This window comes from Streptococcus sp. KHUD_017 (assembly GCF_054861245.1).
The window spans coordinates 269,441-283,039 of record NZ_CM142175.1 but is presented as its reverse complement, the minus strand read 5'-3'; the positions used below and the strand labels follow the sequence as shown (position 1 = coordinate 283,039).

Annotated in this window: 15 protein-coding genes; 5 read left to right on the top strand and 10 right to left on the bottom strand. The window is 39.7% G+C overall.

What is annotated here, in order from left to right; genetic code table 11:
- The first annotated feature begins 14 nt into the window (after positions 1-14).
- Complete coding sequence (locus ACVAMZ_RS01350; protein WP_225749989.1) at positions 15-1,160, top strand: low temperature requirement protein A; 1,146 nt, start codon at positions 15-17, stop codon at positions 1,158-1,160.
- A 662-nt stretch (positions 1,161-1,822) separates the two neighbouring features.
- Here ACVAMZ_RS01350 and ACVAMZ_RS01345 read toward each other — a convergent pair.
- Both ACVAMZ_RS01345 and ACVAMZ_RS01340 read right to left on the bottom strand, forming a co-directional pair.
- Positions 1,823-2,911 carry an AI-2E family transporter gene (locus ACVAMZ_RS01345; RefSeq protein ID WP_461684817.1) on the bottom strand — a complete coding sequence of 363 codons (1,089 nt, stop codon included), beginning with the start codon at positions 2,909-2,911 and terminating at the stop codon, positions 1,823-1,825.
- A 9-nt stretch (positions 2,912-2,920) separates the two neighbouring features.
- Positions 2,921-4,210 (bottom strand): hypothetical protein, encoded by a 1,290-nt coding sequence (locus ACVAMZ_RS01340; protein ID WP_075229763.1) that lies wholly within the window; start codon positions 4,208-4,210, stop codon positions 2,921-2,923.
- Positions 4,211-4,859: 649 nt separating this feature from the next.
- Here ACVAMZ_RS01340 and ACVAMZ_RS01335 point away from each other — a divergent pair.
- The 4 genes from ACVAMZ_RS01335 (at position 4,860) to ACVAMZ_RS01320 (ending at position 8,103) form a co-directional block, all read left to right on the top strand.
- Complete coding sequence (locus ACVAMZ_RS01335) at positions 4,860-5,291, top strand: Rrf2 family transcriptional regulator (RefSeq protein ID WP_461684816.1); 432 nt, start codon at positions 4,860-4,862, stop codon at positions 5,289-5,291.
- A 77-nt stretch (positions 5,292-5,368) separates the two neighbouring features.
- The gene (locus ACVAMZ_RS01330) at positions 5,369-6,373 is read left to right on the top strand and encodes an NADP-dependent oxidoreductase (protein WP_060955224.1); all 1,005 of its coding nucleotides are present in this window, start codon (positions 5,369-5,371) and stop codon (positions 6,371-6,373) included.
- A gap of 13 nt (positions 6,374-6,386) precedes the next feature.
- The gene (locus ACVAMZ_RS01325; RefSeq protein ID WP_461684815.1) at positions 6,387-7,223 is read left to right on the top strand and encodes an alpha/beta fold hydrolase; all 837 of its coding nucleotides are present in this window, start codon (positions 6,387-6,389) and stop codon (positions 7,221-7,223) included.
- Position 7,224: 1 nt separating this feature from the next.
- The gene (locus tag ACVAMZ_RS01320; protein ID WP_461684814.1) at positions 7,225-8,103 is read left to right on the top strand and encodes an SDR family NAD(P)-dependent oxidoreductase; all 879 of its coding nucleotides are present in this window, start codon (positions 7,225-7,227) and stop codon (positions 8,101-8,103) included.
- Here the strand turns inward: ACVAMZ_RS01320 and ACVAMZ_RS01315 are convergent.
- The 8 genes from ACVAMZ_RS01315 to ACVAMZ_RS01280 all read right to left on the bottom strand — a co-directional run bounded on the left by ACVAMZ_RS01315 (position 8,096) and on the right by ACVAMZ_RS01280 (position 13,596).
- On the bottom strand, positions 8,096-8,299 hold the full coding sequence (locus ACVAMZ_RS01315) for a hypothetical protein (protein ID WP_461685185.1): 204 nt from the start codon (positions 8,297-8,299) through the stop codon (positions 8,096-8,098). The genes ACVAMZ_RS01320 and ACVAMZ_RS01315 overlap by 8 nt on opposite strands.
- Positions 8,300-8,385: 86 nt before the next feature.
- Positions 8,386-8,949, bottom strand: coding sequence for an ABC transporter substrate-binding protein (locus ACVAMZ_RS01310; protein ID WP_461684813.1), 564 nt, complete (start codon positions 8,947-8,949; stop codon positions 8,386-8,388).
- 185 nt (positions 8,950-9,134) lie between these two features.
- Positions 9,135-10,172 carry a tRNA preQ1(34) S-adenosylmethionine ribosyltransferase-isomerase QueA gene (queA, locus tag ACVAMZ_RS01305; protein WP_461684812.1) on the bottom strand — a complete coding sequence of 346 codons (1,038 nt, stop codon included), beginning with the start codon at positions 10,170-10,172 and terminating at the stop codon, positions 9,135-9,137.
- Between the two features lie 28 nt (positions 10,173-10,200).
- On the bottom strand, positions 10,201-11,109 hold the full coding sequence (locus ACVAMZ_RS01300; protein WP_461684811.1) for a LysR family transcriptional regulator: 909 nt from the start codon (positions 11,107-11,109) through the stop codon (positions 10,201-10,203).
- A 141-nt stretch (positions 11,110-11,250) separates the two neighbouring features.
- Positions 11,251-11,481, bottom strand: a complete 231-nt coding sequence (locus ACVAMZ_RS01295) for a GlsB/YeaQ/YmgE family stress response membrane protein (protein ID WP_045763100.1) — start codon at positions 11,479-11,481, stop codon at positions 11,251-11,253.
- Positions 11,482-11,490: 9 nt separating this feature from the next.
- Positions 11,491-12,732, bottom strand: a complete 1,242-nt coding sequence (locus ACVAMZ_RS01290) for an aminopeptidase (protein ID WP_461684810.1) — start codon at positions 12,730-12,732, stop codon at positions 11,491-11,493.
- 20 nt (positions 12,733-12,752) lie between these two features.
- Positions 12,753-12,905, bottom strand: coding sequence for a hypothetical protein (locus ACVAMZ_RS01285; protein WP_223140520.1), 153 nt, complete (start codon positions 12,903-12,905; stop codon positions 12,753-12,755).
- A gap of 13 nt (positions 12,906-12,918) precedes the next feature.
- Positions 12,919-13,596: a hypothetical protein gene (locus ACVAMZ_RS01280; RefSeq protein ID WP_414278418.1), complete on the bottom strand. Its 678-nt coding sequence runs from the start codon at positions 13,594-13,596 to the stop codon at positions 12,919-12,921.
- Positions 13,597-13,599: the final 3 nt, after the last annotated feature.

Sequence of the window (13,599 nt, the reverse complement as noted above, 5' to 3'; positions counted from 1 at the left end):
AGAAAGATATTAATATGACAACTCTTATTAAGCATAAACGTGTAGAATTTTCAGAACTTTTTTATGACTTAGTTTTTGTTTTTGCAATTTCAAAAGTAACTACTTTAATTGACCATCTTCATAACGGTATTTTGACTTGGAATTCTTTCCTTGATTTTTTCATTGCTTCTTTGCTTCTCATCGATTCCTGGATGATTCAAACCGATTATACCAATCGCTATGGAAAGAACTCTTTATTTAACATAGTAATCATGTTTATCAAAATGGGAATTTTACTCTTTATAGCCAATATGATTGGACCTGATTGGCAACAATATTTTCATTATCTCTGTTGGGCTATTGGTACATTAACCCTTACCTTATTTTTTCAATATTTGGTTGAATTTTTTAGAAAATCAACCGATGATGTTCATCGGGAAAGTATCAAAGGTTTTCTATGGATAACAGGTCTAGGAAGTTTAGGAGTCTATTTAGCAGCTCTTCTTCCTATTTACGTTGGAGTCTCTGTCTTATTTGCTAGTATTCTGCTAACATTTATTATGCCAAGTATCTTGCTTAATAAAGATAAGCATTACCAGGTAAATCTCCCCCATTTAATCGAGCGCATCTCCCTTCTTGTCATTATTATGTTTGGAGAGATGATTACGGAGCTAGCTAACTTCTTTACAATCGAGAATTTCTCGATTTATTCGGTTCTTTATTTCATTATTATGATTTCTCTGTTCTTGTTTTATTTTGGTCAATTCGACCATGCTATTGATGAAAAATCTAATCAAAAGGGGCTATTTCTAATTTACAGTCACTATCCTATTTTCATTGGGCTTATGATGATGACTGTATCGATGAGTTTTCTTCTGAATCCTGAAGCTAATCGTCTCTTTGCAACCAGCTTCTCTTATATCGGATTTGGCCTCTTTCAAGCTGCTGTCCTAGTAAATGGGCCCCATAACAAACACTATCTTCGCTATTCGAAAAGTTACTACTGTGTCCAAGCGACACTCTATCTGGCTGCCTTGATTCTCTCTTTAATCTTTGCTTCTAATCCTATAATAGTAGTGAGTATAACAACCATTTTAGCTCTAGCTATAACCATTCATTTTATTTATTTTTATATGACACAGAATAAAAAATATTCCAAATCTAACTGGGGGATATTTTAATGAGTTTATAACATTAAAAAGCTTTGGGAACCAAGGCTTTTTTTTCATTAATTTGTTTTTCCATTTTATCCTCCGATTTGAACTCGCACTGACATTTATTTATAACAACACTATATATCTAGTATGGCATAATCATTAGGTATTATAGGTTTTCAAACCAAATGTGAGTCATTCGTTTTTGCCCCACTTTTGCCCCATTTTTAAATCCTGACATTGAAAACACCTAAAAGTATTTCCCTAAAATCAGCTATATTTCAACACTTTTGTTTATTTTCAATATGAAAAGTTCTTACAAATTCATGCAGGGGGCATCTAAACAACAGGAAAAAGCCTTGATTTCAAGGCTTTTTTGATGTCAAATAACTTTTTGTAGCAAATCATTATAAAGGTTTTCCAACCTTATCAAACTTATCATTTATTCTCAATCAATTGCTAGCAATATTTGATAAGACCAACTGTTTTTTACAGTACAGAGCTAGTCTATAATTAACTAAACTATACTAATTTGTGCCCATATTACATGGCCAATCCGCATAGAGATTAAAATGGGCTATTATGAATTCATAAATTTTCGCAACAGAACAAGAGCAAGTCATTTAGAAATAAAAGAGAAGAGAATCTTTCACTCTCTTCTTAGTATATCTTATTAAATTCAGTCTTTCTCAATCTACCTGATTTTCCTTTGCAACGACAAATTCTTTAACCAATCGATAGATAACAGCAAATATGGGTGTAAAGAATATCATCCCAAGTAAGCCAAAGAGATTGCCTCCAATACTAGCAGCCGCAAGCGTGAAAAGGGCTGGCAAACCAATAGACTGACCTACAACTCTAGGATAAATAAGGTTTCCTTCAATCAGCTGTATAACTTGATATAGAAGAAGAGAAAGTAAGGCTTGAGTAGGACTCACTGTGAAGATAAAAATCGCTCCCACAACACAAGCAATCATAGGCCCTACATAAGGAATGAACGATAGCACTCCTGCAAAGATACCTGTCATTACTCCATAGGGTATCCCAAACACGCTGTAACCAACCGCTATCATAACTCCTATGATAACTGCTTCAATCAGCTGACTCATCAAAAACTGATCATAAGTTTCTAGTCCTATTTGTCCGATGTAAGCCAACTTTATCACCACCTTCTCTGGAAGAAAAACTTTTAGAAGTCGACTCGTCATCGCTGCCAAATGTTCCTTACTGGATAAAAATAAAAAGGTGAAGACTATAATCAAAAAGGCATTCATCAAACTTGAAAAAATATTGCCGATATTACTAGTCAGACCTGATAAAAAACCTATCAAAGCTTGGCTAATAGAGCTAGACTGTCCCTGAATTCCTGATACGATAGTTGACAACATGTCTTTGGTTACAAATTCCGAGCTGCCTAGCAATTTCCCAAGTTGAGTAAGGACTGTTGAAAGGACTGTTCCCAGCTGACTAATAGTCTGGGCTAGGGTTGGCAGCACCAAAACCAAAAGAGCAATCACGATTAAGATAAGAGCTAGGAAAACAAGTACCATGGCAATCGGACGACGCAACTCTGCCTTTACCTTCAATTTAACTAAGTACTGTTCAATTTTTTTCATGGGAACATTGAGCACAAAAGCAATAACAGCACCATAAATCAAGGTTGATATTACATCAAAGAGAGAGATTGCTCCTGATATAAAGCTCGATGCATTCAGAATTACAAGAGCAACCAGCCCTATAAAAAGTATTAACGGGGTGTATTTTTTTACTAAGTTCATAAATTCTCCTTAATAAACATGTTTAGATACGACTATACTATTTGGTTTTTCAAACTCTCGATTAAGGTAGGCTTGGTAAGTTCCTGGAGCGATAAATCCTTTGGGTGAGAGGATATCGGTGCCAGCCTGACCGACTATGGTATCAGCCAAGAGCACACAGTTTGTAGATAAGACAAAGTAGGATTTAAACTTAGATTTGATAAATTTATAAAGTTCCCCATCCGTCTCATGTCTGATTTTATAAGCGTAGGTGTAGTCTTCCTTACCATCTTCCGTTTTAATTTTATCTGCGCTTGGCTCCCAAGGAATCGTTAGTTGTTTTAATTCAGCTAATTTTTCCTGAACCGCTTCTTCCATTTCCGGTGTCAAATCTATTCCGTAACCAAATAGCGTTTTTTGACTCTCCCGTTTACATAAGTCAATGTACTTATCACGGTCGCAAAAATATAAAACACCATCTCCAACCATACCAAATAAGGTCTCAGATGACGGATCATAGTTTCCATAAGAAATCACACGTCCTTGATAACAAAGGTCCACATGACCAATAGCTGAAAATAGAGAAGTCTCCGCTGTATGAACGAAAATTTCAAGATCTGCTGTCTTACCAAACTTCACCATTCCAAGATAGATTTCCTCTTCCTCATCAGCATTTTCCTGCATGAATTTATTGATTTTTGCTAAAGTACTTGCAGGGATGAGAGCGGCTAGGGCAATAGGTAAGCTCATTCTGACACGACGTTTGAGATGGTTTTTCCCAATTTCCTTTTCAAATAAGAAACCGTCACGGATATTGGACACACCATAAAGGCAAAAATAAGCCCCTAAAACAAAGAGTTGAAAGACAGAATTTCCCGTAGAGGACAAAAGACTAGTCCCACCAAGAAAAACTAGTACGAGACCATCTAGTAAGAAACGAAAACGAGGTCGAATTTTGTTTTTGCGGTAGAGAACATAGGTGACAAGGTTGATACTAGCATGAAAAATCTGAGAAATTCCAATCACAAGAGCCAAAATATAAATTGGCACATCAGTAGCAAGATTCGAGCCTAGCAAATATCCCATCACTAACAATTTAACCAGTGCAACTCCCAAGGTGTCCGTTGACTGACTTTTTTTGAAAATACGTAATACTAAATCTAAGACCGTTGCTATCCAAGCTAAAAACAGAACCAGTCGAATAACCGTCACTGGCAACCAAGTTCCCGTGACCATCAAGATAAGACCTAGCAGAACAAACAAGAAACCCTGAACAAGTAATTTCTTACCTGTCAGACCTAAAGAAAGAATTTTTTCCATAAAAGACCTTTCAAAAATAATAATTAAGCCCTTTGATCAAATTGACTGGTAAATAGCTGACGGCACAAACAGCCTGTGCCAGCAAGACATGGCGACTGACTGTAGCAATGTCACCATCTTGTCTTTTGCACTTCTGAAATTTGTTTTATTGATTCGAAAACAGAGCTTATAAAAACTAGCTAAACTCGAGAGATAGACACAATTGCGACGAAAAAATGTATAACCAATACTACTTGTAAAGGTAAGAAAATATTATTTCTATTCTATTAATGATTTATATACTATCTATTATGACACAATACTCACTATAGTTCAACATTTTACTAATTAAAAATCATAAAAGAAGTTTCAAGTCCTCATAACGCTTTGAAAAGAACAAAAAAACGGAATGAAATAACATATAATTAGATTATTAAACAAAGTTTACTAGGCACAAACTAAGATATGTTTGATCAAGCAGAGAGGGGAGATGCTGTTTCTTTAAAACAAGTTTATCTCACTATTTTTTATGAACTGCCTTTCCAGACATCTCTAATCTGATGACACTCTTCAAAAATATTTTAAAAATTTAAAACAAAAGTCTTGCTTTTCATTTTATTTGTGATATACTTGTTCTCATATTAGATACAAGTTATCCAAAGGAGTTTATATGGATACAAAATTTTCAGTAGCCTTACATATCCTAACCATGATTAGCGAGAGCAAGGATACCTTAAGTTCACAAGCTCTGGCTGAGAGCGTCGGAACCAACGCTAGTTATATTCGTAAGGTGATTGCCTTATTGAAAAACGCTGGCTTAATTACTTCCCATCAAGGAAAAACAGGCTATCAACTCAGTAAGTCCCCAAAGGAAGTGACCTTACTTGAGATTTATTTTTCCACACAAGAAGTCAACCACATCAGCTTATTTCCCGTTCACCAAAATAGCAATCCGGATTGCCCAGTAGGGAAACATATTCAAGCTGCCATTTCGCCACTATTTGCTAGCGCTGAAGCTCAACTTGAGAAGGAACTAGCCCAGCAAACCTTAGAAGATGTCATTAACAATCTTTATAAAGATGCCAAACAAAAACGAAACTGATTTGCATGCAGATCCGTTTTAAAAAGACTATGCTTGTATCTCTATCGGATACAACAAAAAATAGAAAAGGGTAGACAATGAAAGTCGCACAACATACTACTTATAACAAAAACAATATCACACTAAACATCACAGAAATCGCAAAACCAAGCATCACAGACAAAGAAGTTTTGGTCAAAGTCACCGCAGCTGGTGTTAATCCTCTGGATAACATGATTTCCCGTGGTGAAGTAAAGGTGATCGTCCCTTACAAACTTCCACAAACTGCTGGAAATGAAGTGGTCGGTATCATTGAAGAGACAGGTAGACAAGTCAAAAATCTCAAAGTCGGAGACCGAGTTTTTGGGCGTTTACCACTTAATCATATTGGTGCCTTTGCAGAATACGTAGCTGTCGATAGTCAGGCTCTAGCCAAGGTTCCAGACTATCTGTCTGACGAGGAAGCCGCTGCTGTTCCTTTGACTGCCTTAACCATTATGCAAGCCTTAGAACTCATGGGGGCTCAAGCTGGCAAAACCATCTTTATCTCTGGTGGTACAGGCGGTGTCGGCGGTATGGCCATTCCGATTGCTAAGGCTAAAGGTTTGAAGGTCATTACCAATGGGGCTGGAGATAGCGCTGAGCGTGTATTGAACCTAGGAGCAGACCGCTTTATCGATTATAAAACAGAGGATTATACAAAAACTGTTAGCCAGGTTGATTATGTCCTCGATACCCTTGGTGGCGCTGAGACTGAAAAACAAATGTCTATCATGAAAAAAGGTGGTCAGCTTGTTTCCCTCCGTGCTATGCCAAATGGTGACTTTGCCAAACGCATGAACCTGCCAAAATGGAAACAGATGATTCTTGGCTTAGCTGGTCGCAAATTTGATAAGATGGCTGACAAATACGGCGTTCACTACCATTTTATCTTTGTGGAAAGCAATGGTGCTCAATTACAAGAGGTAGCTGACCTCTTTAGCAAATTAGAAATCAAGCCATCTATCGATACAGTCTATCCATTTGAAGAAGTGAATAGCGCCTTAGACAAGGTCGCTAATGGTCGCTCACGTGGAAAAACTGTCCTCAGCTTTAAGAAATAAAAAGGAAAAGACAATGTCATATCTTACAACTAAAAATCAATACATCACTGTTGAAGGGAACAAAATTGCCTATCGCGAACTCAGCAAAGGCAAATCAAAACTACCTCTTCTGATGCTGGTCCACTTGGCAGCAACCCTCGACAACTGGGATCCAAAACTTTTGGACTTGATTGCTGAAAAGCACCATGTGATTGTGGTCGACCTTCCTGGTGTGGGAGCCAGTCAAGGAAAAGTGGCCCCAACCATTCCTGGAATGGCTGAGCAGACAATTGCCTTTGTAAAATCCCTTGGTTACGATAAAATCAATCTCCTAGGTCTTTCTATGGGAGGCATGATTGCCCAAGAAATGGTCCGAATCAAGCCTGATTTGGTCAACCGTCTCATCTTGGCAGGAACAGGACCTCGAGGTGGAAAAGAGGTCGATAAGGTCACAGGGAAAACATTTAACTATATGTTTAAAGCTGGACTCGAGCGCATCGATCCTAAACGCTATATCTTCTATAACCATAATGAACAAGGAAAAATCGAAGCCTTGAAAGTTCTCGGACGAATGGGGATGCGCACCAAGGAATTTGCGGACAAAGACATGAGTGTGCCTGGTTTCTTGACTCAACTCAAAGCTATTAAACGTTGGGGGAAAGATTCTCAAGACGACCTAAGATTTATCACCCAATTAACCTTAATCGTCAACGGCGACAAGGATATGCAGGTTCCAACAGAAAATTCTTATGATATGCATGAGAAAATAAACGATAGTAAGCTTATCATCTATCCAAATGCTGGTCACGGTTCGATCTTTCAATATGCAGAGGAATTCTCAAAAGAACTCATTGCTTTCTTGGAGGACTAAGATGGTCAAAACCATTCTAATAACAGGTGCTACGGATGGCATTGGAAAGCACTTGGCAAAGAAATTAGCCAGTGAAGGCCATCAGGTTATCCTTCATGGACGAAATCCTCAAAAGCTGGAATTGGCGCTTCAAGAGGTTCGAGCCGTTTCCTTGAGTGGCAGAGTTTCGAGCTACTTGGCAGATTTTTCAAAATTAGATAATGTTTACCGATTTGTAGGGGAAATCAAGCGTGACTTTCAAAGTATCGATGTTTTGTTTAACAATGCAGGACTGTATGCGGGAAAAGAACGAAAAGCGAGTGCTGAAAATGTCGAGTTGACTTTTATGTTATCCGTTCTCGTTCCCTATCTGTTAACAACTGAGCTAAGCCCCTTGTTAGAAAAATCGGTTGACGGTCGTGTCATTAATACTTCTTCCTATATGCATCATTTTGCCAAGGTCAAGGATTTGGACTTTGGATTTGAGAAAGAATACAATCCAGGATTGGCCTATAATAATTCCAAACTTTACACTATTTGGATGACACGCTATCTAGCAAGAGATTTCTTTTTAAAAGGTTCAAATATCACTATTAATGCCTACCATCCAGGTCTTATCTCGACTAACTTGGGGAATAATTCTAGTGATGAAAAGACAAAAAAGTCTCTCTTCGGACGCCTGATGAAGTCTCTCTCGAAAGATCTAGATCAGGGAATCGAAACAGGCTATTATCTCACCTTATCAGAGGAAGTCAGGGGCTTGACTGGCTACTATTTTGATGAAAAGAAAGTCAAGTCTGTATCTGAAAAAGGCTACACATTTGAAAAAGCACAAGATTTAATCAATTACTGCAATGATAAAATTGAGTTGTTTAAACAGAAATATGCTCTGCTTAATTAGAAAAAAAATTCTCTTTCCATTTTGCTAGAAAGAGAACTACCAATTCAGGGATAAAGGAATTCGTGTCACGAGCGCCTGCAGTATTGAGCAAGACACTCTTTGGAGCAGCTAAAGCCTCTCCTGTCTTTTGGTCATAATAAACAGCCTGTCCATTGCATTCGCCGATAAAGACACGACGGCGTCCTAGAAAAAACACCTTTACCTCTTTCTATTTCCTTTGTTATATTTTAAATTGGTTAGAAAGCAAGGACGTTTCTACACCCTTACTTCTTACTGGTATTCTTAGTTACGGTAAAAAAGACTATCTTTGTCGCTTACAGATTGGCCGATTGCCAAGACGTCTTGGCTACCATCCGTACCAGTTAATTCATTTGCTACGCCTGCTGGGGTAAAGATAAGGCGTGCTCCTTCTCCACCACCAACAAGATGAATTCCTGTCAAATAGTAACCGTCCTTCTCCTCTACTTTGTCCATCTCATATTTAAAGGTGCCTTTTGAGCTTTGAATGGTCACGATTCCATCCGCTGTGACTGTTGCAGTGGTTCCCGCGTAGTTTTCCCAAGTCCCTACAAACTTAGCGTAAGCCTCTTGTGATTTTTGCTTATCTTCCTTTTGTTCTGCTTGAGTGGTTGTAGCTTCTGTCGCACTATTTGTTTCTGACTTCTGCTCCTCTTTTTGGCCTGCTTCAGTTTTACTTGCGGACTCTGTAGTCATCTTGCTTGTTGTTTCCTTTTGGTTTGAAGCTGAAGTGTTCTTGTCAGTCTTTCCACCACAGGCAGCCAAGGTCAAGGCAGTCAACAAGGTCAGAACTGATAGGCTCGTATAGCGCAATGTTTTGTTTTTCATAAAAATCTCCTTTGGAATAGACAAAGATAAAAGTAGCTCATCAGATTTTGCATATATTTGACGGCTGTCTCGTAGTCTTCAGTGTATCATTTATTTTGCTTTAATTCAACAGCTATCATACATCGAAAAAGGCTAATCCAAGTAGGAATTAGCCCTTTTATTTCTAGTTTTGATTTGCTCGTTTTTTAGTAGATAAACATGGCGTCGCCAAAGCTAAAGAAACGGTATTTTTGCTCGATAGCATGCTGGTAAGCTTCGAGGACCAATTCACGGCCTGCAAAGGCAGAAACAAGCATGACCAAGGTAGACTTAGGCAGGTGGAAATTAGTAGAAAAAGCATCCACAACCTTCCAGTCATAGCCCGGTTTGATAAAGATATTGGTCCAGCCAGAGTCGGCTTGGATTTGACCATCAAACTTGCTTCCGATGGTTTCGAGCGTACGGATAGAAGTTGTCCCCACAGCAATGACACGGCCACCATTTTCCTTGACCTGACGCAAGGTCGAAGCGGCTTCCTCAGATAATTGGTAAAACTCTGAGTGCATTTCGTGTTCATCTAGATTATCGACTGAAACTGGTCTAAAGGTACCAAGACCAACGTGCAAGGTCAAGTAGACTAGGTGAACTCCTTTTTGCCGGATCTCTTCTAGTAGTTCTTTGGTAAAATGTAGTCCTGCAGTCGGAGCAGCGGCTGAACCACTCTCCTTGGCATAGACGGTCTGGTACCGTTCACGGTCATCCAACTTTTCGTGGATATAAGGAGGCAAAGGCATTTCTCCCAGACTTTCAAGCACTTCTAGGAAAATTCCCTCATACTTAAAGCGAACAATACGGCCACCATGGGTTAATTCCTCGGTCACGACTGCGCTTAGGCGACCATCCCCAAAGACAACACGGGTACCAACCTTGAGACGCTTAGCTGGCTTTGCCAAGACTTCCCATTCGTCTCCTGCTGTATTTTTCAAGAGCAAGAGTTCAACGTGACCACCTGTTTCTTCCTTCTGACCATGAAGTCGAGCTGGCAAAACGCGGGTGTCATTCATAACCAGGGCATCACCTGGCTCTAGCATTTCAATAATTGAGTGAAAATGGCGATCTTGAAATTCCCCTGTTTTACGATTGACCATCAAGAGTTTAGAGGCATCGCGCTTTTCCAAAGGAGTCTGAGCAATCAATTCCTCCGGCAAGTGAAAGTCAAAATCATTTGTATTTAATGTCGTCATTCTTCTTTTCTCTTCTCATTTATTCAAATTACTTATCAAAACGAACTTCTTCAAGCAAATACTCGATGAAGCGTTCACCCATCTTAGATAGGCTAGTTTTCTCATGCTGGATATAAACCAGTTCAATGGGATCATCAATATCTAGTGGAATCGAAACAATATTGTCTCCATTAAGATTACTATTGAGGATACCTGTCGCAATGGTATAGCCGTCTAAACCAATCAAGAGATTGAACAAGGTCGCACGGTCACTAACCACGATGGATTTCTTGTGGTGTTCCTGAGACAAAATCTCTTCTGAGAAATAGAAGGAATTATGGGTTCCTTGGTCATAGCTCAAGTATGGGAAGTCTTCTAGGTCTGCCAACTTTACCTTGTCTTTTTTGGCAAGAGGGTTAGACTTGCTGACAAAGATATGGGGCTGTGCTGTAAAGAGATGGTGGGCAACGAGATGGTTATCATCCAACATCTTCGAAAGAACATCTCGGTTATAGCTATTTAAAAAGAGGACCCCTACTTCACTACGGAAGTTCTTGACATCATCGATGATTTCCCAAGTTCTGGTTTCACGCAAAAAAAGCTCGTACTTTTCCATATCACTTTTCTTGAGCAAGGAAACAAAGGCATTAACCACAAAGGCATAGTGCTGCGAAGACACACTAAAAAGCTCGCGATGAGCGATTGGGTTCTTATAGCGTTCTTCTAGAAGTTGAGTTTGCTCGACAACCTGACGAGCATAGGATAAAAACTCCATCCCATCACGTGTGAGGGTGATTCCCTTAGGATTGCGGATAAAAATCTCAATTCCCATCTCATTTTCTAGGTCACGAACGGCATTTGATAGACTAGGTTGTGTAATAAAAAGTTGCTTGGCAGCCTCATTCATGGAACCAGTCTCTACGATTTTGATAATATAGTGTAATTGTTGAATTCTCATGTTTTTATTGTACCATACTTGACGCAATATAAAAAGAACCAGTCACTGAAAGCCAAACTAGTCGCATATCAGTCTTTTTGCAGTTCATAAAAAAGAGGTTGGAAGATTTCCAACCTCTTTATCTGTTCTAGCAAGTTAAAACTAGCTTCCTCTTTCCCAGAAGATGGCTAATAAAATCATGGCTCCTAAAACTGATGGGATAATGGCTGTACCGCTTAGGCTTGGCCCCCAAGAACCAAAGAGTAATTGTCCTAGAAAGGCACCAATCCAACCGAGGAACATTTTCCCGAAGCATCCCATCCGTTCTCCACGATTGGTGATAGCTCCTGCTAATAGTCCGATCAAAAGACCGACAAACATACTTCCAAGCATAGTTTCTCCTTAAATTGCCCAATCTCCATTACGGAAGAGTGGTACGCGTGTTCCATCCTCACGAATACCATCGATATCCATTTGGTTGGAACCAATCATAAAGTCGACGTGAACATCTGAACGGTTAAGTCCTGCAGCTTCCAGCTCTTCTTCACTCATCTCTGCTCCACCAACAACGCTCGTTGCATAGGCTGCACCGATAGCCAAGTGGTTAGAAGCATTTTCATCGAAAAGAGTGTTAAAGAAGGTAATACCTGACTGTGAAATTGGGCTTGGATCTGGAACCAAGGCACATTCACCCAAGGCACGCGCACCAGCATTCTTAAAGACGAGGTCCTTCATAACCTGGTCACCCTTTTCAGCTGTGATATCAACGATTTGACCATTTTCAAAGGTCACCTTGATGCCTTCGATAATATTTCCATTGTAGCTAAGAGGTTTTGTAGACGTTACATAACCATCTGCGCGACGGAAATCAGGGGCTGTAAAGACTTCTTCTGTTGGCATATTTGGTAAGAAACCTTCGCCTTGAGCATTGATCGCTCCGGCAGATTCCCAAACATGATTCTTAGGCAAGCCAAGTGTCAAGTCTGTTCCAGGAGCAGTGTAGTGAAGAGCTGAGAATTGTTCTTTGTTGAGCATTTCCGCCTTGCTCTTGAGAATAGCTGCATGTTCTTCCCAAGCCTTAACTGGATCTTCTTCGTAGATACGGCAAGTCTTGAAGATTTGGTCCCAAAGGAGATCCACTGCTTCTTCGTCACTCGCAGCATTTGGAAAGACTTTCTTAGCCCACTCAAGTCCAGCAGCGGCTGCTACAGTCCAGCTAACCTTGTTAGATTGAGTTGCGATACGCATTGGCTTCATGGCAATTCCCATAGCTTTAGCAGAAGCTGAGAGCTTTTCAGCATCCACTCCGTTCAAGGCACCTGGGTCAGAAGAACGAACACCGAGACGACTTGCTTTATTTTCAAGAAGGTAGTCCATCTCAGCAATCTTGTATTCTGGCACATTGTCCAAACGCTCCATTGGCGCGTGGAGGAATTTCTCACGGTTTACAAAGTCATCTGCCCATTGAACGATAACTTCGTGCGCTCCAAGTGCATAAGCTTCTTTGACGATTAAGTGAGCCAACTCACGTTGCTCCACATCGATAGAGAGAGCCAGAGTGTGACCAGGTTGCACGTTCACTCCGTTTGCAACCAAAAGCTTAGCGTATTTTTCTAGATTTTCTTTAAAATTCGGTAAAACCATCTTGTTTCTCTTTTCTATTTTTATTTTTCTTTCAAAGCAGAAAATAATCCTGCTAAAGCAATAGCACCCGACAAGAGTGCTGTCGATAGAAGAATTGTCTGATCAGCAAGCTCTAACTGATATTCAAAAACCTTTTGAGCAGGTTTGTCTTCCGCAAAAATTCTGAGTTTCATCAAAAGTCCTTTCTTATTCTTCGTACTCTCCTAGATAGAGACGTCGAGCCTCTGGGCTGTTAGTGAGGATATCTACATAAGTTTCATAGTCATCAAGCAGGGGCTTTCCCAAAGAGATATCTTGTTCTGGATTTATATTTTTCCCATAAAGATAGCAAAGGTAGAGACGCTCATTGAGTGTTGGAAATACTTCAATGGACATGTGTTCAGCCTGACCTACTCGTTCCCAATCCTGTTCTTTGATATCTGGTATGATATAAGCTTGGAAGAGGCCCATAAGTGGATTATCCTCCGGTTGACCACTGTCCTTATCCGCTAGAACTAAAGAACAGCGTCGACCAAAACCAGCTACTTGGCGCTCCCGTCCCTTTACCGAAACAGTAATAGGATGCCCTCCAATATGGCTATAGATCCATTCTTTGGGTAGTCCATAATCTAACAGGGGGTTAATTTCTTTGACAATCGCTACAGAACTATAGCGTAGAAACTGACGAGTAACTGCTTTACAAAAAAGGATATCTTCCTCTTTCAAGGTCACTCCCTTCCAGTTATTTTCTTCGTTAAAATGGTTGAAAAATACCAGATAGGGATCACGCACCATTTGTGCTAATACGTAAACGCCATTTCGCAAGCGTATGGAAATAACTTTCCCTGGTTTCCAAGGTGTTGCTCTGTTTTTCTTTAGCATCATTAA